The 20106-nt window shown below is 69.5% G+C and carries 24 protein-coding genes; 11 read left to right on the forward strand and 13 right to left on the reverse strand.

Annotated features, from left to right (window positions below; genetic code table 11):
* Window positions 1-11: 11 nt before the first annotated feature.
* Entirely contained in the window at window positions 12-785 is a 774-nt protein-coding gene (locus Van01_RS30615; protein ID WP_204015012.1) for a TioE family transcriptional regulator, read from the reverse strand.
* 54 nt (window positions 786-839) lie between these two features.
* Here Van01_RS30615 and Van01_RS30620 point away from each other — a divergent pair, with 54 nt between their 5' ends.
* The 3 genes from Van01_RS30620 (at window position 840) to Van01_RS30630 (ending at window position 3773) form a co-directional block, all read left to right on the forward strand.
* On the forward strand, window positions 840-2429 hold the full coding sequence (locus Van01_RS30620; protein WP_204015013.1) for a DUF6194 family protein: 1590 nt from the start codon (window positions 840-842) through the stop codon (window positions 2427-2429).
* 159 nt (window positions 2430-2588) lie between these two features.
* Window positions 2589-3113 (forward strand): class I SAM-dependent methyltransferase, encoded by a 525-nt coding sequence (locus Van01_RS30625; protein ID WP_204015014.1) that lies wholly within the window; start codon window positions 2589-2591, stop codon window positions 3111-3113.
* Window positions 3114-3227: 114 nt separating this feature from the next.
* A complete protein-coding gene (locus Van01_RS30630) occupies window positions 3228-3773 on the forward strand; it encodes a GrpB family protein (RefSeq protein ID WP_204015015.1) in 546 nt (181 codons plus the stop codon).
* Window positions 3774-3844: 71 nt separating this feature from the next.
* Here the strand turns inward: Van01_RS30630 and Van01_RS30635 are convergent, their stop codons facing one another.
* Window positions 3845-4018 carry a hypothetical protein gene (locus tag Van01_RS30635; protein WP_204015016.1) on the reverse strand — a complete coding sequence of 58 codons (174 nt, stop codon included), beginning with the start codon at window positions 4016-4018 and terminating at the stop codon, window positions 3845-3847.
* A 127-nt stretch (window positions 4019-4145) separates the two neighbouring features.
* Here Van01_RS30635 and Van01_RS30640 point away from each other — a divergent pair, with 127 nt between their 5' ends.
* Entirely contained in the window at window positions 4146-4718 is a 573-nt protein-coding gene (locus tag Van01_RS30640; RefSeq protein ID WP_373306311.1) for a class I SAM-dependent methyltransferase, read from the forward strand.
* Window positions 4719-4763: 45 nt separating this feature from the next.
* Here Van01_RS30640 and Van01_RS30645 read toward each other — a convergent pair whose 3' ends face one another.
* The 3 genes from Van01_RS30645 to Van01_RS30655 all read right to left on the reverse strand — a co-directional run bounded on the left by Van01_RS30645 (window position 4764) and on the right by Van01_RS30655 (window position 6641).
* The gene (locus Van01_RS30645; RefSeq protein WP_204015019.1) at window positions 4764-5141 is read right to left on the reverse strand and encodes a YybH family protein; all 378 of its coding nucleotides are present in this window, start codon (window positions 5139-5141) and stop codon (window positions 4764-4766) included.
* Window positions 5142-5251: 110 nt separating this feature from the next.
* Entirely contained in the window at window positions 5252-6154 is a 903-nt protein-coding gene (locus Van01_RS30650; RefSeq protein ID WP_204015021.1) for a CPBP family intramembrane glutamic endopeptidase, read from the reverse strand.
* A 181-nt stretch (window positions 6155-6335) separates the two neighbouring features.
* Complete coding sequence (locus Van01_RS30655) at window positions 6336-6641, reverse strand: dienelactone hydrolase family protein (protein WP_204015025.1); 306 nt, start codon at window positions 6639-6641, stop codon at window positions 6336-6338.
* 89 nt (window positions 6642-6730) lie between these two features.
* Here Van01_RS30655 and Van01_RS30660 point away from each other — a divergent pair, with 89 nt between their 5' ends.
* The gene (locus Van01_RS30660) at window positions 6731-7051 is read left to right on the forward strand and encodes a VOC family protein (RefSeq protein WP_239099396.1); all 321 of its coding nucleotides are present in this window, start codon (window positions 6731-6733) and stop codon (window positions 7049-7051) included.
* Between the two features lie 203 nt (window positions 7052-7254).
* On the opposite strand, the gene Van01_RS30665 is transcribed toward Van01_RS30660, so the two are convergent.
* Complete coding sequence (locus Van01_RS30665) at window positions 7255-7479, reverse strand: hypothetical protein (RefSeq protein ID WP_204015028.1); 225 nt, start codon at window positions 7477-7479, stop codon at window positions 7255-7257.
* A 145-nt stretch (window positions 7480-7624) separates the two neighbouring features.
* Here Van01_RS30665 and Van01_RS30670 point away from each other — a divergent pair, with 145 nt between their 5' ends.
* Both Van01_RS30670 and Van01_RS30675 read left to right on the forward strand, forming a co-directional pair.
* Window positions 7625-8173, forward strand: a complete 549-nt coding sequence (locus tag Van01_RS30670; RefSeq protein ID WP_204015031.1) for a TetR/AcrR family transcriptional regulator — start codon at window positions 7625-7627, stop codon at window positions 8171-8173.
* Window positions 8170-8937 carry a class I SAM-dependent methyltransferase gene (locus Van01_RS30675; RefSeq protein WP_204015035.1) on the forward strand — a complete coding sequence of 256 codons (768 nt, stop codon included), beginning with the start codon at window positions 8170-8172 and terminating at the stop codon, window positions 8935-8937. Before Van01_RS30670 ends, Van01_RS30675 begins: the two co-directional genes overlap by 4 nt.
* Window positions 8938-9014: 77 nt before the next feature.
* Here Van01_RS30675 and Van01_RS30680 read toward each other — a convergent pair whose 3' ends face one another.
* Together Van01_RS30680 and Van01_RS30685 are read right to left on the reverse strand one after the other, a co-directional pair.
* Window positions 9015-9770 carry an isocitrate lyase/PEP mutase family protein gene (locus Van01_RS30680; RefSeq protein WP_204015039.1) on the reverse strand — a complete coding sequence of 252 codons (756 nt, stop codon included), beginning with the start codon at window positions 9768-9770 and terminating at the stop codon, window positions 9015-9017.
* Window positions 9767-10087, reverse strand: coding sequence for a hypothetical protein (locus Van01_RS30685; protein ID WP_204015042.1), 321 nt, complete (start codon window positions 10085-10087; stop codon window positions 9767-9769). Before Van01_RS30685 ends, Van01_RS30680 begins: the two co-directional genes overlap by 4 nt.
* Window positions 10088-10151: 64 nt before the next feature.
* Here Van01_RS30685 and Van01_RS30690 point away from each other — a divergent pair, with 64 nt between their 5' ends.
* Entirely contained in the window at window positions 10152-10847 is a 696-nt protein-coding gene (locus Van01_RS30690; protein WP_204015045.1) for an ArsR/SmtB family transcription factor, read from the forward strand.
* A 90-nt stretch (window positions 10848-10937) separates the two neighbouring features.
* Here Van01_RS30690 and Van01_RS30695 read toward each other — a convergent pair whose 3' ends face one another.
* From Van01_RS30695 to Van01_RS30715, 5 genes are read right to left on the reverse strand one after another with little or no spacing between them, the layout of a single operon-like run.
* On the reverse strand, window positions 10938-11900 hold the full coding sequence (locus Van01_RS30695; protein WP_099844924.1) for a carbohydrate ABC transporter permease: 963 nt from the start codon (window positions 11898-11900) through the stop codon (window positions 10938-10940).
* 13 nt (window positions 11901-11913) lie between these two features.
* Window positions 11914-12855 carry a carbohydrate ABC transporter permease gene (locus Van01_RS30700; RefSeq protein ID WP_093407322.1) on the reverse strand — a complete coding sequence of 314 codons (942 nt, stop codon included), beginning with the start codon at window positions 12853-12855 and terminating at the stop codon, window positions 11914-11916.
* A 23-nt stretch (window positions 12856-12878) separates the two neighbouring features.
* Window positions 12879-14282 carry an N-acetylglucosamine/diacetylchitobiose ABC transporter substrate-binding protein gene (ngcE, locus tag Van01_RS30705; protein ID WP_099844923.1) on the reverse strand — a complete coding sequence of 468 codons (1404 nt, stop codon included), beginning with the start codon at window positions 14280-14282 and terminating at the stop codon, window positions 12879-12881.
* 26 nt (window positions 14283-14308) lie between these two features.
* Window positions 14309-15058: a sugar isomerase domain-containing protein gene (locus Van01_RS30710; RefSeq protein WP_099844922.1), complete on the reverse strand. Its 750-nt coding sequence runs from the start codon at window positions 15056-15058 to the stop codon at window positions 14309-14311.
* Window positions 15055-16017 (reverse strand): MurR/RpiR family transcriptional regulator, encoded by a 963-nt coding sequence (locus tag Van01_RS30715; protein ID WP_204015048.1) that lies wholly within the window; start codon window positions 16015-16017, stop codon window positions 15055-15057. The genes Van01_RS30710 and Van01_RS30715 overlap by 4 nt, the downstream gene beginning before the upstream one ends.
* A 552-nt stretch (window positions 16018-16569) precedes the next feature.
* Between Van01_RS30715 and Van01_RS30720 the strand changes: the two genes are divergently transcribed.
* The 3 genes from Van01_RS30720 to Van01_RS30730 all read left to right on the forward strand — a co-directional run.
* A complete protein-coding gene (locus Van01_RS30720; protein WP_204015051.1) occupies window positions 16570-16959 on the forward strand; it encodes a hypothetical protein in 390 nt (129 codons plus the stop codon).
* Window positions 16949-17815, forward strand: a complete 867-nt coding sequence (locus Van01_RS30725; RefSeq protein ID WP_204015053.1) for a pentapeptide repeat-containing protein — start codon at window positions 16949-16951, stop codon at window positions 17813-17815. Before Van01_RS30720 ends, Van01_RS30725 begins: the two co-directional genes overlap by 11 nt.
* Window positions 17816-17850: 35 nt before the next feature.
* A partial coding sequence (locus Van01_RS30730) for a trypsin-like peptidase domain-containing protein (protein WP_204015056.1) occupies window positions 17851-20106 on the forward strand: 2256 nt, incomplete at its 3' end.

Below are 20106 nucleotides of genomic sequence, written 5' to 3' on the forward strand. Positions count from 1 at the left end.
CGGCAGCCCGCTCACGGCCGTGAGCCGGCGTTCCGGGCGGTGTCCAGCGCCGGACGGCGGATCCCGGCGTCGGCGTCGAGGTACTCGGCGAGCCGGGCGGCCCCGATGAGCATGGCTCGGCCACGGGTGGTGAGTTGTTCCCGCCACTGGCTCAGCGACGCGACGAGCGGTTCGGTGCCACCGGCTTCGCGCACCCGACGCAGCACACCGGCGATGTGGTCGAGCCGGTATCCGCCCCGCCGAAGCAGGTGAGCGAGTTCGGCGTCGCGGACATCGTCAGGTGAGTAGCGGCGGTAGCCGGTCGCCGGCTCACGCGCCGGCTGCAGGATGCCAGCCCGTTCCCACTTGCGCAGGGTCGCCGGTCGTACGCCGAGGCGGTGGGCCAGCACGCTGATCGGCACGGCGCTCCGGCTCTGCGGTTGCCGTTGCGAACCGGTGAGGATCGCGACCGCCGCCTCGACCGCGTCCAGGGTCTCTCGGTCACGCTGGAGTAGGACGTGACTGCCGTCGATCGTGCGCAGCGCGGCGTCGATGTCGCCCCGGTTGACGGCACGCATGATCTCGCCGCTGGCCGGGTAGCCGTGGCCCGCGACCAGCGCAAGGTAGGCGCTCAGCGCCTTGGCGTGCACCTCGGTGAACAGGCGGTAGCCGGTGGGGCTGCGTTGGGCCGCCGGCAGGACGCCATCTCGCTCGTAGTTACGCACGGCCTGCGCGGAGAGGCCGTGCCGGCGCGCGAGATCGACTGATCGGCGTACCCCTGGGTTTGAGGGTTTGGTGCCCTTCACCGCGCTCCATTGCTCAAAAGTCTCAACCGCTGGTTCAACGATACGGTTGATGAAATGACCTGTCCTCTCGACCTGTTTGCCGTACCGCCGACGCTGCTCGCGCTCGGCGAGCCGACGCACGGCGAGTCCGCCTTCCTCCAGATCCGCAACGAGACCTTCCTGTCGCTGGCCGAGCGGGGCTACCTGTCGATCGCGCTGGAGAGCGACCGGGCGGCGGGGCTGATCGCCAACGAGTTCGTCCAGGGCAGCACCGCCGTCACCCTCGACCGGGCGCTCGCCGAAGGGTTCAGCCACGGGCTCGGCGCCGCCCCGGCCAACCGCGACCTGCTGCTGCGCATGCGCGAGTGGAACGTCGGGCGACCGGCCGCCGAGCGCCTGACGTTCCACGGCTTCGACGCCCCGTTGGAAATCGAGGGCGCCCCGAGCCCTCGGCGCTACCTGATGCGGGTTTGCGACTTCCTCGGCCTCGACCGAACAGCGGAGATCGACAGCCTGGTCGGAGACGAGGCTCGGTGGAGCGACACGGCAGCGATCTGGGAGCCCGGTAGGTCGGTCGGTCGGTCGGCCGACGCCCAGCGCCTACGGGCGATCGCCGACGACCTGCTGACCGAGCTGTACCTGAACGCGCCCCGACTGGCCGACGGCTGGCAGACAGCGTTCGTGCACGCCACGTCCGCCGTCGCGGTGCTGCGCTACCACGCAGCGGCCGCCGCACCGCTGAAGCAGGAAGAGCGCTTCGCCCGCCTGGCCGGGGTTCGGGACGCGCTGATGGCCGAGAACCTGCTCGCGATCCGCTCGGCCGAGGCACACCGCGGACCCACGCTGGTGTTCGCGCACAACACTCACCTTCAGCGTCAATCGAGCACGATGACCATGGCCGGAACGGACGTCTCGTGGGCCGGTGCGGGCGCCATCGTCGCCTCGTTGCTCACCGACAGGTACGCGGTGATCGTCGGCAGCCTCGGCGCCTCCCCCGCGCTCGGCATCGAGGCCCCCGCCCGGTCCACCTACGAAGGCAGCCTCCAGCAGGACACCGCGCTCCCGCGGTACGTCCGGGCAGCCGAGATACCAGCGGCCGAACGGAGAACGCACGACTACCGCTACTTCCCGCTGGATCAGGCCACAATCGACCACGCCGACGCGGTGCTGCACATCCCGACCGGCGTCGATGCGGCAGTGCTCGCCGACCGGATTCTCGCGCTGCCCGGCGTCGAGCAGGTCGTGGCGAGCGAGGAGAACGGGTCACCCGAGGCTGCCTGGGGCGACCGGTTCTTCCACGTCGGCCCCGACCGCCGCCAGCCGTTCGCCACCATCGTGGAGCACGACGTACCCGGTTTCGACGACGCCTCCCAACTCGACCGTCCCGGCGTCTTCCGCCTCAACCTGAACCTGGGCCGAACCGAGTTCGAGAGGCTGTTCGGCTTTCCGCCGAAGGCTTTCGAGGACCACCGGCACGAGTTCGACTTCGCCCGGCTGGACACTCTCGTACCGCACCCGGGCTACGCGCGGTACGGCTTCGGCAGCATCGTCATGCCCGGCCCGCACCTGCTGCCCGAAATCGATCGGCTTCTCACCATCGCCCACACCCGAGCAGTCGACCGCCACGAACGCGCCGCGCGTCGGGCGGCCGACAAGCAGAACTGAGCTGACGACCGCGCCCGCCGGACCTGCGCCGCCCAGCCGGTCCCGGCTTCGTCACCGCCGGCGGGCCCACCTCGCACCTCCGCAACATTCTCCCACCGCAGCCCGACACCAGGCGTCGAGACCGGTAGCCCTCCGGGCAGGGCAACCGGTGGACCGGACATGGCCGGGGCAGGCGTCCCTGCGGATCTCATCGCTGGTGGCTGGTTGAATGCCGTTGCCGAACACCACGGCGGTCGCACCGTCGAAGCCCTGCTCATCGAGCGTGACCCGGCGCTGTCGCAGCGCGCCCGCACCGCAGCCATCGGTCTCGGGCTGCCCCGGATCGACGTTCGCGCCGCAGACGCCGGCGCGACGGACACCTACGTGAACATCCAGCCCGCACATCTGCTCCTGGCCTGCGGCGTGTTCGGCAACATCACGGTCAACGACGTACGCCGGACCATCGCAATGCTGCACACCCTTGTCGCCGCCGAAGGCATCGTGATCTGGACCCGAGGACGCACCTACGACGGCCACGACCCCAGTCACGACATCCGCGCCTGCCTCGCCGAGAACGGCTTCAGCGAAATGTCCTTCACCAGCCCCACCGACGCCAGATTCCGGGTCGGAATGCACCGACTCACCACCCGCCCCACAACCGTCCCCCCGATGCCGCCCGGCACACGAATGTTCAGCTTCATCTGACTACCGGCGCTCCCCTCTGGCCGTCCAACGACAACAACCGCTCCTCCAGGTAGAAGCGGTAGGTGACCGAGCACGGCCAGCGGCAGATGAGCGCATCCGTGGCATCATGGCGAGGTGCCGAGTCCGGTCGAGATCGCCGACTATGACCCTGCCTGGGCCAGCGCTTTCGCCGACTTGGGAGTCGTGCTCCGTGGTGCTCTCGGCGATACCGCGGTTCGCATCGACCACATCGGCTCGACCGCGGTACCGGGCCTGGCCGCCAAGCCCGTCATCGACATCCAGGTGTCCGTGCCATCACTCGACATGGTCGGTACGTTCCGAGAGCCGCTGGATCGGCTCGGCTTCATCTATCGGGCCGACAACCCCGAGCGGACGAAGCGCTACTTCCGGGAACCGCCGGGCCGGCGGCGGACCCATATTCACGTCCGTCGGCTCGGCAGCTTCTCCGAGCAGTTCCCGCTGCTCTTCCGTGACTATCTGAGGTCAGATCCACAGGCGGCCACCGAGTACGCCGTCATAAAGCGCCGATGTGCGGCATCGTTCCGCCACGACCGGCAAGGCTACGTCGAGGCCAAGGACTCGTTCGTCTGGAACATCATCCGGCGCGCGGACGCTTGGGCCCAGCGCACCGGCTGGACACCCGGACCGAGCGACGCCTGACGGTGCGGCACCGTTCGTACGGCATCTCTGATGCACGCTCATCGGCAGATGCGTACGCCCTGGCTGGCGGGTCAGGGCGACCGACGCTCACGGTCCGCGCAGTTCTGCTTCTCGCGTACACCCTCGTGAACGTCGTCGTGCGCGGGCCGCGCGCCGGCGGCGAGGACGGCCTGCTGCATCCGCCTGGCGAGGCCGTGCAGGTCTGACGTCCGGACGAGGCGCTCGAGTTCGATGGTCGGGGTCATGGGTGCCAACATATGAATCGGCCGCCGTGCTCCGCCTGAGCCGCCGTACTCAACCGCGGCTGAGCATCCCGCCCCGGGCTAGGGTGTCGCGGTGAGCGACCAGCCGGTACGGGATGCCTATTCATCCATGTCAGCGCAGTACATCGCACTCATCGAAGGTGACTGGCAGACCCACGTGGACGACGTCGCCCTCATCCGGGGCCACCTCGCCGGGCTGGACGGACCGGTGCTCGACCTCGGTTGCGGCCCCGGTCACTGGAGCGGCTACCTGCACTCACTCGGCGCCGACGTGACCGGCGTCGACCTGGTCGGCGAGTTCATCGATCATGCCCGAGCGAACTTCCCCGGGCCGGTCTTCCGGCTCGGGTCGATGACCGGGATGGACATCCCCGACCATTCGGTGGCCGGCATCCTTTCCTGGTACTCGACAATCCACCTGCCGCCAGCGGAGTTGGACCTCGCGCTCGCCGAGTTCCGCCGGATGCTGGCCCCGTCCGGCAGCTTGGTGATCGGCTTCTTCGACAGCGACGACGAGGTGGCCGAGTTCGAGCACAAGGTCCTCACCGCGTACCGCTGGCCGGCCGACGAGTTCTCCATCCGCCTGGCCAGAGCCGGTTTCACCGAACGTCAGCGTCTGCGACAGCAGTTCCCGGACCGCCCGGACCGCAGGTACGCGGCCATCGCGGCAAGCGCCACCTGAGTCCGTCCAGCAGCCGGCCGACGCCTGTGGTCCGGCCGCTCCGGATCAGGCGGCCGGCTGTAGTCCCGGCCAGAACGGCCACTCCTCGAACGACCGGCAACGTCCGTCGTCAGCGAATCTCATGATCCAGAGGTCGCGGTACTCCTGGTCAACCGGGTCGCCGTAGCGGACCTCCTGGCGCGCCACGGCGGTGTCACCGTCGACGGCGACGATCTCACCTGTCATCTGGAACACCTCGTCGGGGCCCTTGCGCTGCTGCTCCCACATCTGGGCGATGGCCGGCAGGCCGACAACCGGCGTCCAGTACGGCCCCTGCTGGTAGCTCGCGTCCTCGGTGAAGAGCGTGCCGAGCGCCGCCGTGCCCGGCGTCCGCCACGCCCGTTCGTAGGCGACGATCCAGTCGGCGACCTGCTTCCTGTCCATGGAGACCACATTGCCATTGCGAGGCAGGGCCTGGCTGCGGGTCGGTCCACTCAACGGGCTCACTCGACGCTTTCCGACCTGGAAGCCTCCGGCTCGAACTGACAGCGAGGTCAGCTCCGGGCGTGCGTTCTCCGCTCGCGCAGCCAGACGAGCACCACCATGCCGACGTTGACGACGGCGAGGATCAGCAGGGATGCGTCGCCGGTGTCGGTGGACCTGTCGATCGCGAATGCCTCGCCGTCCGCCATCACCGTGTTGACGGCCGTGAACAGGACGTTGTTGGCGACGTGGAAGGCGACAGGTGCCTCGATGCCCCGGCTGATGATGGCCATGAGCCCGGTGGCGATGCCGAACACGGTGTAGTAACCGAACAGCCAGGGGTCGGTTGACCCGTGGACCACGGCGAAGCCCAGGCTGGAGATCACGAGCCCGACGACCAGGGCCAGGCGAACCGAGCGCACCCAGGACGCGGCGGCGGGCAGCACCGCGCTTCGGAACATCAATTCCTCGCCGGTGGCCTGGACCGGCGTGCTCAGCACGATGATCACCAGCATGGCGATGGTCGTGCCGGTGATCCCGAAGCCGGTCCAGCCGGGGGCGTCGGGTGCGACAAGCGCCACCACGCCGATCCCGGCGCCGACCACCAGCGCCGCGCCGACCAGGTACCACGCCAGGCGGCGGACGTCGAATGCTCGCGGTGAGCTGATCAGACTGCGCCACGGCACCTTGGCGATCCAGCAGAGGAGCAGAATCGCCAGTACGCCCGCCAGGCCCACGCTGACGTTGACGGCCAGGAACTTCAGCGGCGTGAAGGTGGCTGACATCGGGTCGTCGCTGCTCTCGATGACGCCGACCACCAGGAAGAACAGCACCTGCAGGATCAGCATGGCCAACGGCGGCACGACGATGACCACGAGCGGCTTCCACCAGCTCATCCGCAGGTGGGCGCCAAAGGGTCTGGAGCTGTCGACCGCCGGTCGGGAATGTGCCTGGAGCAACGGTGTGGTGGACATGTCATCCATTGCAGCCCGTACCGGATCCTGCTGAAAGGGCCGCCACGTCACCACCTCACCATGACATCCGGCGGGCGGACACATGACGCGATGTCACTGGTGGCCCGCCACCGGTGCCGGCGGAGCCACCTGGTCAGGACGCTCATGGTCGGACCTCACCCACAGGAGTGGATCTCCAAGGTCACGTCGTGGCGATCCGGTCGAGGAGGAACAATGCCGTGGCTTCGATGACCTCGTCGAAGTGCCCGCTGTCGCCGGGATAGTGGAATCCGTGGCCGGCGTGGTCGTACTCAATGAGCGTGCACTCGTTGCCGCGGCGCACCATCGCATCCCGGAATTGCCGCACGGCACCGATCGGCTCCACCTCGTCGCGGGTGCCGTGGTGGATCTGCACGGGCGGGTTCCCCGGCCGCGCGAACTCGATAAGCGAATACTCGTTCAGTCTGCCCGGCGCGATACCGACCTGCTGTTCGAGGTGGCGCTGCACGGCCGGCTCGAACGAGCGCAGATTCGTTACCTCGTCTCGACGACGTCGGCACCGCCGTCGACTTCTACACCGCTCATCTCGGGTTCACCCTGCACAGAAGCGCCGCCCCCGCCTTCGCCGACGTGGTGCGCGGTCCGCTACGGCTACTGTTGTCCGGGCCGGCCAGCTCCGGTGCCCGCGCCACCCCCACCGACGTCGCCGCCGCCGCTGGGCGCAACCGCATCCACCTCGTGGTCGACGACCTGGATGCCGAGATCGATCGACTGCACCGCAGTGGAGTGACGTTCCGCAGCGAGCTGGTCAGCGGCCCGGGTGGACGGCAGATCCTGCTCACCGACCCCGCCGGCAACCTGATCGAACTGTTCCAACCCGCCCACCGGCCCGGCACCGACGCAGCAACCACTTCCTGACCGGGACCGCTGTCACGGACGGGCCGGCCCGGCGGTCCCAACTGTCGACGGGTGGGCCGGTCCTGCACGATCCACAACCAGCCCCGGATTCGCCGCAACCGCTCGACGACGCCCATCCCCGCAGGGTAGTGATGAGATTCAGGCGCCCGTGGCCGGCCACGGGCGCCGTGAGCTGACCCACGCATCCGAGGGCGGACGGCCGATCACGGATGCCGTCGTTGTCGGACGACCAGCAGGACACCGCGGTGGACCAGCACGCCGACTGCGGTGTTGACGACGGCAAGGCCGGACGCGCCCAGCAAGCCCGGGCCGACGCCCGACACGTCAGTCGCGACGAGCAGCACCGGCCAGCCCAGGGCAGCGGCGATGAGCGTCGTGCGCCACCAACGGCCGAGGAGAAGACCGAACAGGATCAGTGTCGGGATCATCGCGACACACCTCCTCCCGCTGTTGCCAACCTACTCCCCCGGGGCGGTACCGCAGGGACGGCTAGCGAGCGCCGCTGTTCATCGGAATCGGAAACGCCTCGCCACGGCCTTGTTTGTAAGTGGTTACTAGTGTCAGGCTGCGGCTGTGGTGGAACAACGCAGCACGGCCCGACAGCGCCGTACGGACGCGATCGACATCGGCATGCGGGTCTTCGCCGACCACGGGCTGACGACCGCGTCGATCCAGCAGGTGGCCGACCAGATGGGCGTGTCACAGCCGTACGTCTTCCGGCTTTTCGGCAGCAAGCGCAACCTCTTCCTGGCCTGCCTGGACGAGTTGGAGGCCCGGATCGGGCAGGTGCTCCAGCAGGCGGCCGGCGCGCACCCGGCCGAGCCGTTGCCGGCGATGCGCGCCGGCTTCCGCACGCTCATCGCGGACGGCGTGGTCACCGGCCTGTGGTTGCAGGCGTGCGCGGCGGCCCGCTCCGACGAGGTGGTCGCGGCACACTGCCGGGCCGTGATCGGCCGGATCCTGGCGCACGCCGGGCGGTTGTCCAGCGCCGGGCCGCAGGAGCTGCGGGGCACCCTCGCGCTCGGCGCGTTGGTGGTGATGCTTCAGGCGTTGGGCATGGACCTGAGCGAGGGCAGCCAGGCCGCGATCGACTCGCTACGCGAGGTGGAGGCGACGGCATGACCGGAAGGAGTGCGGCGGTGGACGTCTTCGGGCCGACAGCCGAGCTGTACCAGAGCGTCCGGCCGGGCTATCCGCCCGGGATCGCCGACCAGCTCGTCGCCTACCACGGCGGCACGCCGACATCGGTTGTCGAGGTCGGTGCCGGCACCGGCAAGGGCACCGAGGTGCTCGCCCGGATCGGCGCACCCCTGATCTGCCTCGAACCCGATCCGCGAATGGCGGCGCTGCTGGCCACGCGTTTTCCCCACGTTCGGGTCCACGGCGACACCTTCGAACAATGGGCGCCGCCCGCCGGTGGGGTCGACGTGCTGACCTGTGCCATGGCCTGGCACTGGCTCGATCCCGCCACCCGCAACCCGCGCGCCCGGCAGGCACTCACGCCGGGTGGCACCTTGGCGATCTTCGGGCATCGTTACGACTACGCCGACCCGGTACAGCGAGCGGCGGTCCGAGCCGTGCTGCACGCCATCGACCCGACCGTACGGGAACGGCAGGCGGACTGGTTCCATCAGGACGTCGTCGAACACGGGCAGTTCCTCGACGTCCACAAGGAGGTCTTCCGTCGCGAGCTGCCACTGGACAGGCAGCGCTATCTCGACCTGGTACGGACCTTCGGACCGTTCCTGACCCGGCCGCCGGAGCAGCAGCAACGCGGCCTGGCCGCGCTCGGCCGACTTGTCGACGAGTTCGGCGGCACCGTGACGCTCGATCTGCGCACCACGCTGGTGCTGGGCCGGGCTGGACGGCGGGCCGATGCTCGCTGACCGGTGGGGAGTGACCGGGAACGCGAGGTCCCGCGCGCCTACACCTCACCGAGCGTGGTCACGGGTGAGCTGAGGCGTCACCGGGCGTCCGGGGCGGCGCGCTCACCGGACCCGACGTTCACCCGGCCGTACGCCGGGAGGTCGGGGCGTACGGTGCGCCCGTCGCGTACCGCTGTCGCGGTGTCCACGACGGCGGCCAGGGCCGCCCGGAACAGCAGCGAGCCGGTGCTGATCCGCCGCACACCCAGCTCCGCCAGGGCGGCCACGGTGTGCCGGTCCGGCAGGAACAGGATGTTCACCGGGACGTCGACGGCGGCGACGACCGCCGCGATGTCGGCGGGCTCGGCCAGACCGGGGACGAAGACGCCGTCCGCACCGGCGTCCGTGTAGCGTCGGACTCGACTGACCGCCTCCGTCAGGTCACCGTTTCGCTGCCAGTGCGTGTCGGTACGGGCGTTGACGAACAGCCCCGGCGCTTCCCGCTTCACCGACCGGACAAGTGCCGCGTGCTCGGCTGCCGGGCCCATCGCATCCTCCACGTTGACGCCCACCGCGCCGGCCTCGGCCACCGCGACCGCCGTGGCGACCGATCCGGTCTCGATGTCGACGGTGAGGTGTGCCGGCAGTGCCGCCAGCCGGCGCACGAGCGCCAGGGTCTCGGCCCCGGTGGCACCCGCGCCGTCGGGCAGGCCGTTTGTGGCCGCGACGCCGAGGCTTGTGGTGCCGAGTGCGGCGAACCCGGCCTCGACCAGGAACCGGGCCGACGCGACGTCCCAGACGTTCGGTAGGACCAGCGGGTCGCCGGTGCGGTGCAGCGCCGCGAAACCGCTCATTCGTGTGCTCCAGCCACCAGCGCGAGGGCGTGGGCGCGGCCGGGGCAGCGCCGAGGCCCGACGCCGAACGCCAGCTCACCGGCGAGGGGTACCCGCACGAGCGCACCGGCCTCGACGGTCATGCCGGCCACGGTGCCGGTGACTGTCGCCTGCCGCCTGGTCGCCGGCACCGGCGGATCGTCGCGCAGCACACTGAACCGGACCACCGTGGCGCGCAGCCAGGCGACGCCGGTGGACGCCTGTGGGACGGGCGGCACGACGAACGTCGGGTCGGTAAGCACCGCGAGGGCCGCCGCGCGGCCGTGGATCTCCTGCATGCGGCGAAGGCTACGGCCACGATCCTTCGGCGAGCGCCGAACCGTCGTACCCGACAATGGGGCGGTGACCTCCGCTGCTGACCTCGCCGGGCTCGCGGCGCTGCTGGCCGACGAGACCCGTGCGGGGATCTGCCTCGCCCTGCTCGACGGCCGGGCGTGGACCGCGAGCGAACTCGCCGCACACGCGGGTGTCGCGCCCTCCACCGCCACCGGGCACCTGCACCGGCTCGTCGAGGGCGGCCTGCTCGTCCAGCGGCGCCAGGGCCGGCACCGGTACGTGCAACTCGCCGACCCGTCCGTGGCGCAACTGCTGGAGGATCTGTCGGCCCGGTTCGAACCGCGTCCCGTCCGAACCGGTGGTCTGCGGGCGGTCACCGCCAGCGCGGCCCTGCGCCGAGGCCGTACCTGCTACGACCATCTGGCCGGACGGCTCGGCGTGACGGTGACCGAGGCGATGATCGTGCGGGGGCTGCTGGACTGCGGCGGCGGCTTCGCGCTCACCCCGGCCGGCCGGTCCTGGCTGATCGACCTGACCGGCTGGGATCCGGCGCAGTCCCGGCCGGGCCGCCGGCCGCTGGTCCGGGGTTGCCTCGACTGGACGGAACGACGGGAGCACCTCGGCGGGTTGGTCGGCGCGAAGCTGTGCGAGCTGTTTCTCGGCAACGGGTGGGTGGTACGCATCGGGTCCGGCCGCGCGGTACGCCTCACCGCCGCCGGGCATGCGGCCCTGCGCGACCAGTTGGAGATCACCCTCGACTGATGTGTCGAGCGCTCGGTCCGGGACCTGTCGACCTCGGGTGGAGGCCGTGGTTTCCCGGACCGAGCGCGCCCTGCACGGCGGTGTGCGGGGCTACTTGCTGACGCCTGCGGTGAGGCCGGACTGCACCTGACGCTGGAAGACGATGTAGACGATGAGCACCGGCAGCATCGCCATGGTGACCCCGGCGAACAGGCCGGACCAGTCGGAGCGGTAGCCCTGGTTGACCGACAGCTCGATCAGGCCCTGGGAGATGACCTGGTTCTTCGGTTCGCCGGCCACCGACTGCATGAGCAGGGTCGGCAGGTACCACTGGTTCCACTGGCCGAGGACGTTGAAGATGCCGATGCTGATCAGGCCCGGTTTGGCCATCGGCAGCATCACGCTGAAGAACAACCGGCTGTGCGACGCGCCGTCGACCATGCCCGCCTCGGCGATCGCGGTCGGCAGGGTACGGAAGAACGAGTGCATGAAGAAGACGGTGAACGACAGCGACCAGGCCACGTAGACCAGGATCAGCATGAGGTGGCTGTTCGGGCCGAGGAACGGCAGCACCACGCCGGTGTTGTAGACGCCCTTGAACAGCGGCACCGCGGCGAGGTAGATCGGCAGGGTCAGCCCGGACAGGAACATGTAGTAGATCAGCCGGTTGCCGCGGAACTCGTAGCGGGCGAGCACGTAGGCGGCCATCGAGCCGAGCAGCATGGTGAGGAAGACGCTGCCGGTCAGCACCAGGATGGTGTTGAGGAAGAACGAGCCGATGTGCCCCTCGGTCCAGGCCCGGGCGAAGTTGTCCCACTGCAACCGCTCGGGGATCAGCGACAGCGGCTTGCGGATGACCTCCGAGTCGGTCTTGAGCGCCGACATCACCACCCACAGCAGTGGGTAGACCACCATGATCGCCCAGACGGCGAGGAACAGGTGCGAGAAGCCGTTGAAGAAACGCGCCCCGGCCCGGCCGCCGCCGACGGCAGCGCGCTGTGGCGGCGTACGGGCCGGAGGTGGAGTCTGGTCGGGGCCGGCCAGGCCACCCGGGGTGTGGGTCACCGTGCTCATCGTCCAGGTCTCCTCAGTACTCGATCCGCTCACGACGGGTGATCCGCAACTGGAGGGCGGCCAGCAGGATCGTGAAGATGGCAAGTGCCACACCCATCGCGCAGGCGTAGCCGAACTGGCCCTTCTGGAAGGCGGTGAAGTTCAGCACCGACGCGAAGATCTCACTTGCGTGGTTGGGGCCGCCCTGGCTGGGCGTCATGACGAACACCAGGGCGTACATGTCCAGGGCGATGAAGCCCAGGTAGACCCAGGCCACCGAGACGGTGTCCCGCAGCAGCGGCAGGGTGATCCGAAAGAACGTGTGGAACCGGCCGGCACCGTCGAGAATGGCCGCCTCGTAGACGTCCTTAGGGATGGACTGCATGGCCGCCGAGAAGAGCACCATGTAGAAGCCGGCGCCGCTCCAGACCGCGATCAGCAGCAGCCACCACAGCACCGCCGGTACGCCGAGGAAGGGCTCCGGGTCGTACATGAAGGTGATCGGGTCGTCCTCGCTGACCAGCCCGATCTTCATCAGCATGCCGTTGATCAGGCCCTGGCCGTCAGCGCGGTAGATCTGCTGCCACATCACCGCGATGACGACCAGGGACAGCACCTGCGGGAAGAAGAAGATCACCTTGTAGAGGCCGGAGCCGAACACGCCCCGGATGCCGGCCTTGTCCTCGCGTCCGCCCACGTTGAGCAGGAACGCGAGGAACAGGGCCAGTGCGATGGTGAACAGCGGCACGGTGATCAGGAAGAAGACGTTGTGCCAGAACGCCTTCCTGATCAGCTCGTCGGAGAAGAGCCGGAGGTAGTTGTCCAGCCCGACGAACTGCTGCCTGTCGGAGTAACCTCCCCAGTCGGTCAGCGAGTACCCGGCCGCCTGGAGGAAGGGCCACACCACGTAGAAGAGGTACAGCCCGACCGGCAGGGCCAGGAAACCCGTGACGAAACGCGCAACACCGTGCCGCATGGGACTCACTCTTTCCGTTCGGATCAGGCGTCGCGGGTCTGCTTGGTGATCGACGAGTCCTTGGCGACCTTGTCGGCGGCGGCCTGCATCTTGTCGACGAACTGCGCGGCGGTCAACCGGCCGGCCATCAACTCGGCGGACAGGTTCTGGCTCTCCTTGTCCAGGTCGGCGTAGAAGTTCCAGAGCTTGATCGAGATCAGGTCCGAGCTGGCGTTCTTCATCAGCTCGTTGGCGCTGGCGAGGGCGGCGTCCTGGACGTTGTCGCCGGAGCCCTTGGTGGAGGCCAGGGACTTGGTCAGCTCGGCGAACTTCGCCGAGCCGGCCTTGGACAGCACCGCGCGCAGGAACTCCTTGGCGGCGGCCTTGTTCGGCGCCTTGGCCGGAACGACGATGCCCTCGCCGGCACCGGCGTACACGTCGTTGGGTGCCTTGTCGGTGGCACCCAGGCCCCAGTAGTCGGAGATCTTCATCTCGAAGCCCGGCGGGATGGTCTCCGCCATCTCGTTCTTCAGCCAGGTGCCGACCTGGATGAAGGCCGCCTTGCCGTCGAGCCACGCCTGCTGCGACTGGGTGTGGTCGAGCTTGCCGGGCAGCAGCAGCTTGTCCTTGACCAGCTTCTCCCACGCCTCCAGCGCCGGCAGGACGCCCTCGGCCCGCCAGGCGTTCTCCTTGAGGTTGTCGATGTCGATGACGGCCTGCTTGCCGGCGGACTTCCAGACCGTCGCCATCAGCGCCCAGCGCGGGTAGTAGCCGTGCACGGCGTCGTACACGTACGGGGCCATGCCCTTGGCCTTGATCTTCGGGGCGAGGGCGAAGAAGTCGTCGAAGGTCTTCGGCGGGGTCCAGCCCTCCTTGTCGAACAGCACCGAGTTGTACCAGTTGCCCCAGACCGTGTAGGCCACGTTCACCACGAAGAACTTGCCCTGGTAGGTGCCGTCGCCGACGGTGCCCGGCAGCAGGCTGTCGGCGACGGTGCCGCCACCCTCCCAGGCCGGGGCGGCGAGCAGGTCGTCAAGCGGCTCGATGGCACCCTCGTTGACCAGGGTGCTGATGTCCATCATGTCGGCGCCGGAGTTCATCACGACGTCGCTGGGCTGCGTCGCCATCTTGGGCTGCTCTTCGGTCTTGATCTTCTGGGTGGAGCTCATGTTGACCGTGACGTTCGGGTACTTGGCGTTGAAGATCGCCTGGTCCTCCTTGGCCCAGGCGTCACCGAGCCCACCGTTGAAGATGACCACCTTCACGGCGCTGCCGTCCTGCACGCCGAAGGGGTTGTCGTTGCTCTTCTCCCCGGCGCTGTCGTTGTTCTGGTCGGGCGTGCTGCCGGCGCAGGCGCTGAGCAGACCGGCGGCCGGGGTCACCAGGAGGCCCGCGGCCGCCGCGCGGCGCAGCAGGGTCCGGCGGTCGAGATCGGGGGTAACGGACATCGTGTGACTCTCCTTGTGATGTCGGGTCAGGCGGTGCGCCGGAGACGCCCGGCGTACCGCGACTCGAGGGCGAGGTTGTGCTCGTCCCCACCGGGGACGTTGGCGGAGAGGTAGATAGGGGGTACCTCCCCGGCCTGGTGGAACCGTCGTACGACCTCCGCGGTCAGCAGCTGCGCCAGCAGCGCCGAGGTGACCGAGGAGACCGCACAGACCGCGCCGCCGCCCTCGAGCGGCAGCAGTGCGTCGCCGTACGGCGCGCCGTTGTCCAGCACGACGTCGGCGAGATCGACGAGCCGGTGGCCGGAAGGATGCCGCGGCGCCACCCGTCCGGTGTGCTCGACCGAGGTGACCGCGATCAACGGATGACCGCGCCCGGTGACCAGCAGGGCCAGTTCGACCACCGAGCCGTTGATGCCCGACTGCGACGCCACCACGAAAACGTCGTGCGGCTGGGGCGCGGCGATCGCGTAGAGCTGGTGGGCGATGGCCGGGTCGCGTTCCAGCTTGGGGTCGGCGAGCACGTCACGCGGAGCGTCGCCGTGCAGCACCAGGTCGTGCAGGGAGATCCGGTTGGTGGGCACCAGCCCGCCGGCCCGGGCGACCAGTTCGGCGGCGAACGCCTCCGAGTGCCCGGCGCCGAACGCCTGGAGCACCCCACCGTCGCGCAGGCTGCCGGCGATCAGGTCGGCGGCCCGGTGCAGCGACTCCGATCCCCGCTCGACAAGCCGGTCGAGGACCGGCCGGACGGCGTCCGCGTACCCCTGGGCGCTGATCATGCGCTGGCCTCCCTGGCGGCCTTGTGCCCGTCGACGGCCTGGGCGGTACGCCGGAAGGCCGCGTGGGCGCGGTCGTGGGTGCGCTGGGCGACGGCGATGTAGAGCAGGTCGAGGACGACCAGTTGGGGGTGTCGGGCCGACAGCGCGTCGGGCCGGAACGTGGTGGCCTGGCTGGCGGTGAGCAGCACGATGTCGGCCAGCTCGGCGAGCGGCGACCGGCGGAATCCGGTGAGCGCGATGGTGGTGGCGCCCCGGCTGCCGCCCTCGGCGAGCATCTCGATGGCCTCGCGGGTCTGCCCGCTGTGCGAGATGCCCAACGCGACGTCCCCGGGACGCAGCAGCGCGGCGGAAGCCAGCCCGGAGTGCACGTCGTTCCAGGCCCACGCGGCCACACCGATGCGGTGCAGGCTGAACTGCATCTCCTCGCCGACGAGCGCGCTGCCGCTGGCACCGAAGATGTTCACCCGTTCGGCCCCGGCGATCGCCACCGCCGCCCGTTCCACCTCGGCCAGGTCGAGCAGGGCGGCGGTGTCGTGCATGGCCCGGGTGTCGGCGGCCATGATCTGCTCCAGCACGCGTTCCAAGGGGTCGCTGGGCTGGATCTCGCGTCCGATGTCGACGGTCCAGCCGGCCGAGCGCGCCCGGCCGGTCTCGGCGGCGATGCCCAGCCGCAGGTCGGCGTAGCCGTCGAAGCCCATCGCCCGGCAGAACCGGGTGACCGTGGCCGGCGAGGTGCCGCTGCGTTCGGCCAGTTCCACGATTGTCGCGCGGGCCGCCGCCTCCGGGTCGCTGAGCACGTGCTCGGCGACCCGGCGCAGCGCGCCTGTCAGTTCGGCGGCACCGGTGCGGACCCGGGCCAGCGTTCCGTCGGAGGCGACGCCGAGGGCACCCCGCCGGTCGATCCCGTCGGCGTCGGCCACCGCGGTGCCCGCGGAGGTGTCCGACTCGTGATCAACCATGGGACGCCTTTCGGAAAAGACTGTTAACTGTTAGTGGTAAAAGTTCTTACTGAAGGCCCCTCCATGTCAAGACCGTGGGCGAAGTTTTCAAACTGTTACCTGCGACACCAGGCCCGCCGCGGCGGTGCACCCTTCCTCTGAAGCCGCCATGACCAGCATGAACACCCATCGATCAGAAAGACGAGGCGGTGTCCGGCGAGGTCCGGCAGTGCGTGGCCAGACAGGCCCCTGGCCGCCGTCGGCCCCCCGAGAGGCGGGCACCAACCCACCCCGGGAGGGGGCAGGCACCACCCCGTCCCGCCGGCATGCCCGCCGGGCCACACTGGTCACCGAACCCGCCGGCTTCCGGTCAACATTTGCTCGCCGATCGAGCCGTCAATGGCTAGCAGAATCCTCCCGAGCCGTCCCGGAAAAGTCGCATCACCGACTCACCGATTCGTTGCCCTTCGTAAGGCCACCGCCGACACCCCTACCGGTGCATTCATTGCCCTGTCCGGTCGGTTAACGTTCAGTTGCAAGCAGCAGCCCGTCGAAGTTCATATTGGAGGTCTGGTGCCGGACATCCCCCTGACCAACGCACTGTCCGCGCTGATCCGGGACCTGCAGCGATCGACATCCGGCACTGCCGACGCCGGTGTCGATGTGGAACTCGACCTGGTTACCCGAGAGAATGGCAGCGGCGTCACGTGGCATCTGGCGACGGCCGAAACCACCCGTACGCATCGCATCCGATTGACCGTCTATCCATGGCGGCAGCCAGGGCGCTCTCCCGTTCCTGAGCACCGGCCCCCCTACCCCGCCCCGCCCGGAAGCTCCGGCCCGATAACCGGTGGCGCGGACGAGACAGAAGTGGGCCTCGACCCGAGCTGGATCGGTAGCGCCCAGCTGCCGCCGATCGTCCGCCCGAAGCCCGGCGTGGACATCGAACGCGATGACCACTGACGCGGACGCCACCGGCAGCACCGACGCCTTGGAGAGGGGCAACGACCGCATCCGTGACGCAGCCAAGTGGCTGGTCGCCAGCGCCGCCGCGGTGGGTGCGGCAATGCTGGCCGGCAGCCAACTGTCAAGCATCGGCGAACTTCCGCTCGGCGTACCCGACTCCGTCGACAATGCCCGGTTGTGGGTCGCGGTGACGGGCGCGGTTGCCGGGCTATCCACTGTGGTGTACGCCATCTGGACCGCCGTGCAGATCCTGCTTCCGAAACTGGTGCTGATCAGCGACCTGAACGAGGCGTGGACGCAGCGACGGTCCGAGTTGACGACGGTCGTGGAGCACTTCCGGCGCAACCCCAAGTACCTCCAGGGCTTCGTCGCGCCGGCCGACATCATCGCCGCCCGCGAGGACCTTGTCGCTGCGCAGCGTGAGCCGGCGACCGGTGACGAGGTACGGACGCAACTGGCGGCCGGGATCGCCGACCTCGACGAACGAATCACCGCGATCGAGGACACCGCCACCCACGAGGCGCTGAAGAGCCAGTTCCGGCACGCCCTGCGCAAACTGGTGCTGGCCACCGCCGTCGCCGCCATCGGCATCGTCGCCTTCGCCTGGGCCGCCAACCCGCCGGCCGCCCAGCCCACCGCCGACCTGCGCAACGCCCGTTTCGTCGATGCTTACCTGCGGGACGCCGATCTGCGCAACGCCAAGCTCGACAACGCCGACTTCAGCAACGCGGACCTGACCGGCGCGGACCTGACCGGCGCGTCGATCGGCGGGGTCGTCTGGCGGAACACGATCTGCCCCGACGGCACCAACAGCGACGACAACCGTCACACCTGCGCCGGCCACCTCTCGTGACGGGACTGGAGCCGCACGTCCAACAGGTCGTGAAGGTGCGCGGCAGGCTGCTCGGCTCCGGGTATGCCGTCGGGGAGGACCTGGTGCTCACCGCCGGCCACGTCGTGGGTGCACGCGGGGAGCCGACCTGGATATCCCGTAGTGACAGCCCCACCGAACCGGAGCACCGGGCGACGGTGATCTGGCGCGGCGACGACCTCGACGCCGACGCGGCCCTGATCCGGATGGACGTACCACTGTGGTCCCGCGAGCAGACTCGTATCCGCTACGGCGAGTTGCGTGGGCATCGGCCGGTGCCCTGTCTCACCGTCGGGTATCCATGGGTCCGGGTCACTCACGACGGTCGCCACCTCGACGAGCTGCCCGGGCACGTCATGCCCAGCCTCGGCTTCGAGGACCACCGGTACGCCCTGGACTCCACCCGGATCGCGCCGCAGCCGCCGCAGCCGCAGCGCGACGACACCGGCGCGGTGGTACGGGACGACTCCGGCACGCCGGTGTTGGAGCCACATCCGCACAGCGGTTACTCGGGTGCCCCGCTGCTGACCGCGGGCGATCGGCAACTCCTGCTGGGTGTCATGGTGACGGTGCCGTCCCGGTACGGTCCTGGCCGGCTGGACGCGGTACGTATCACCCGGCTGCTCGCCGACCCCGCCTTCGCCGGCCTGGTCGGTGCTTCACTCGACCAGGTCGAACGGGAACCACCGCAGCTGCTGCCGACCGGGATCGTCGAACACGCGGAGGCGTTGACCGAACTGGCCGACAACCTGCGCGACGACCGGTTGCCCTACGTGTCGCCCACCGACAGCGATGCCGCCACCCATCCCGTACGTCTGCTGAGGCGCCTCGACGAGCAGGCCGGCCAGTCCGGGCTGCTGCTGGTCGGTCAGGCCGGAATCGGCAAGACCCGCACCTGCCTGGAGGTCGCCGGCCGTGCGGTCGACGAGGGTTGGCGGGTGCTGCACGTACGCCCGGGTGAACCGTTGGTCACCACCGAGCAGCTGATCGAGGTGGTGACCGGTTCCGCTGACGAACGCCTGCTGATCATCATCGATTACCTGAACCTCAGCGCCCTGGACTATCCGGCGATCCGGTACCGACTGCTGCCTGCCGCGCGAGCCCGTGGCATCCGGCTGGCCCTGCTCGGATCGGCCCGGCCCGGCTGGTTTCACCAGAAGGACAACACCCCACTCACCGAGGTGTTCAAGCCCGTCGAGTTACGACCCGACGACGAGCACCTCGACCGGATCCGGCACCAGGTCGTCACCGCGCTGGCCCCCCGAGCGCGAACGATCCTCGGCGCGGAGCGGTTGTCGCAGTTGTGCGGCCGACGACCGGTCATCGCCACCCTGATCGCCGCCGCGGCCGAGGCACAGGCGGATCGGGGGCGGCTGTCGACAGCGATCGGCGACCTGCGGCCGGAGAACCTCCTGGACTGGTTGGTCCGCCGGCTCAACGAGGACGACCTGCTGCATCACGCCGAGCGGCTGGACGACGAGCGCGATCCCGACATGCGGCTACAGGTCTACGCCGCGATGGCCGCCGCCACTCCCCAGCCGCGTCCCGCTTTGGTCGCGTGCGGCGGCCGGGTCGAGCACAGCGATGAGTCGCGCGCCGAGCACCTGCTCGATGTCCTGCTCGCGATGGGCTGGATGATCCACACGCCGGACGGCCTGGCACCGGTGCACGACATCGTGGTCGACCAGTTGCTGGAACACACCACCGTGCGGGCTGGACTCGACACGGTCCGTACCAAGGTCGCCGACCGGATCCTCGACGCGTGCCTGACCAGTGCCCGCACCATCGGCCGTTACGCCATGAACCTGGACCGGCTGCTGCGGGACATGGCCCTCCAGCACCGCGACGGGCCGCTCGCCGGGCATTGCACGGCCTGGTTGGCCGCCAACGCGAACGCGGCCGGCGTGCTGCTGTCCAGCCAGCGAGACGTGGGCGCCTATGCCCTCGGCTCGGTGTTGGACAACTCCGCGTGGGCGCAGGCACTGTTCCAGCACTGGCCACAACTCGGGGAACCCTGGCTGACCGCGCACGGAGCATCGCTGCCGGCGCGCCACATCCTCTACAAAGGGCTGCGCACCGTCGCCACCCCGCAGGCCGCCCTCCTGATCGACGTGGCGGCCGACTGGCTGGCGCTGCATCGAACGGCGCTGGAAGCCAGCTTCGTCATCGCAACCTTGCTGAGCCGTACCGACCTGCGACCGGAGGATGCTCGTCACGGTATCGAAGCCGCCCTGCGCTGGCTCGACCAACACGGCACCCTCACCGAAGCCCAG

This window comes from Micromonospora andamanensis (assembly GCF_016863495.1).
Taxonomy (GTDB): Bacteria; Actinomycetota; Actinomycetes; order Mycobacteriales; family Micromonosporaceae; genus Micromonospora; species Micromonospora andamanensis.

Coding starts and splice junctions, on each gene's coding strand:
- Van01_RS30620 (WP_204015013.1), top strand. CDS start 840: ATGACCTGTCCTCTCGACCTGTTTGCCGTACCGCCGACGCTGCTCGCG.
- Van01_RS30625 (WP_204015014.1), top strand. CDS start 2,589: ATGGCCGGGGCAGGCGTCCCTGCGGATCTCATCGCTGGTGGCTGGTTG.
- Van01_RS30635 (WP_204015016.1), bottom strand. CDS start 4,018: ATGACCCCGACCATCGAACTCGAGCGCCTCGTCCGGACGTCAGACCTG.
- Van01_RS30640 (WP_373306311.1), top strand. CDS start 4,146: ATGTCAGCGCAGTACATCGCACTCATCGAAGGTGACTGGCAGACCCAC.
- Van01_RS30645 (WP_204015019.1), bottom strand. CDS start 5,141: ATGGACAGGAAGCAGGTCGCCGACTGGATCGTCGCCTACGAACGGGCG.
- Van01_RS30650 (WP_204015021.1), bottom strand. CDS start 6,154: ATGTCCACCACACCGTTGCTCCAGGCACATTCCCGACCGGCGGTCGAC.
- Van01_RS30665 (WP_204015028.1), bottom strand. CDS start 7,479: ATGATCCCGACACTGATCCTGTTCGGTCTTCTCCTCGGCCGTTGGTGG.
- Van01_RS30675 (WP_204015035.1), top strand. CDS start 8,170: ATGACCGGAAGGAGTGCGGCGGTGGACGTCTTCGGGCCGACAGCCGAG.
- Van01_RS30680 (WP_204015039.1), bottom strand. CDS start 9,770: ATGAGCGGTTTCGCGGCGCTGCACCGCACCGGCGACCCGCTGGTCCTA.
- Van01_RS30685 (WP_204015042.1), bottom strand. CDS start 10,087: ATGCAGGAGATCCACGGCCGCGCGGCGGCCCTCGCGGTGCTTACCGAC.
- Van01_RS30695 (WP_099844924.1), bottom strand. CDS start 11,900: ATGAGCACGGTGACCCACACCCCGGGTGGCCTGGCCGGCCCCGACCAG.
- Van01_RS30700 (WP_093407322.1), bottom strand. CDS start 12,855: ATGCGGCACGGTGTTGCGCGTTTCGTCACGGGTTTCCTGGCCCTGCCG.
- ngcE (WP_099844923.1), bottom strand. CDS start 14,282: ATGTCCGTTACCCCCGATCTCGACCGCCGGACCCTGCTGCGCCGCGCG.
- Van01_RS30710 (WP_099844922.1), bottom strand. CDS start 15,058: ATGATCAGCGCCCAGGGGTACGCGGACGCCGTCCGGCCGGTCCTCGAC.
- Van01_RS30715 (WP_204015048.1), bottom strand. CDS start 16,017: ATGGTTGATCACGAGTCGGACACCTCCGCGGGCACCGCGGTGGCCGAC.
- Van01_RS30725 (WP_204015053.1), top strand. CDS start 16,949: ATGACCACTGACGCGGACGCCACCGGCAGCACCGACGCCTTGGAGAGG.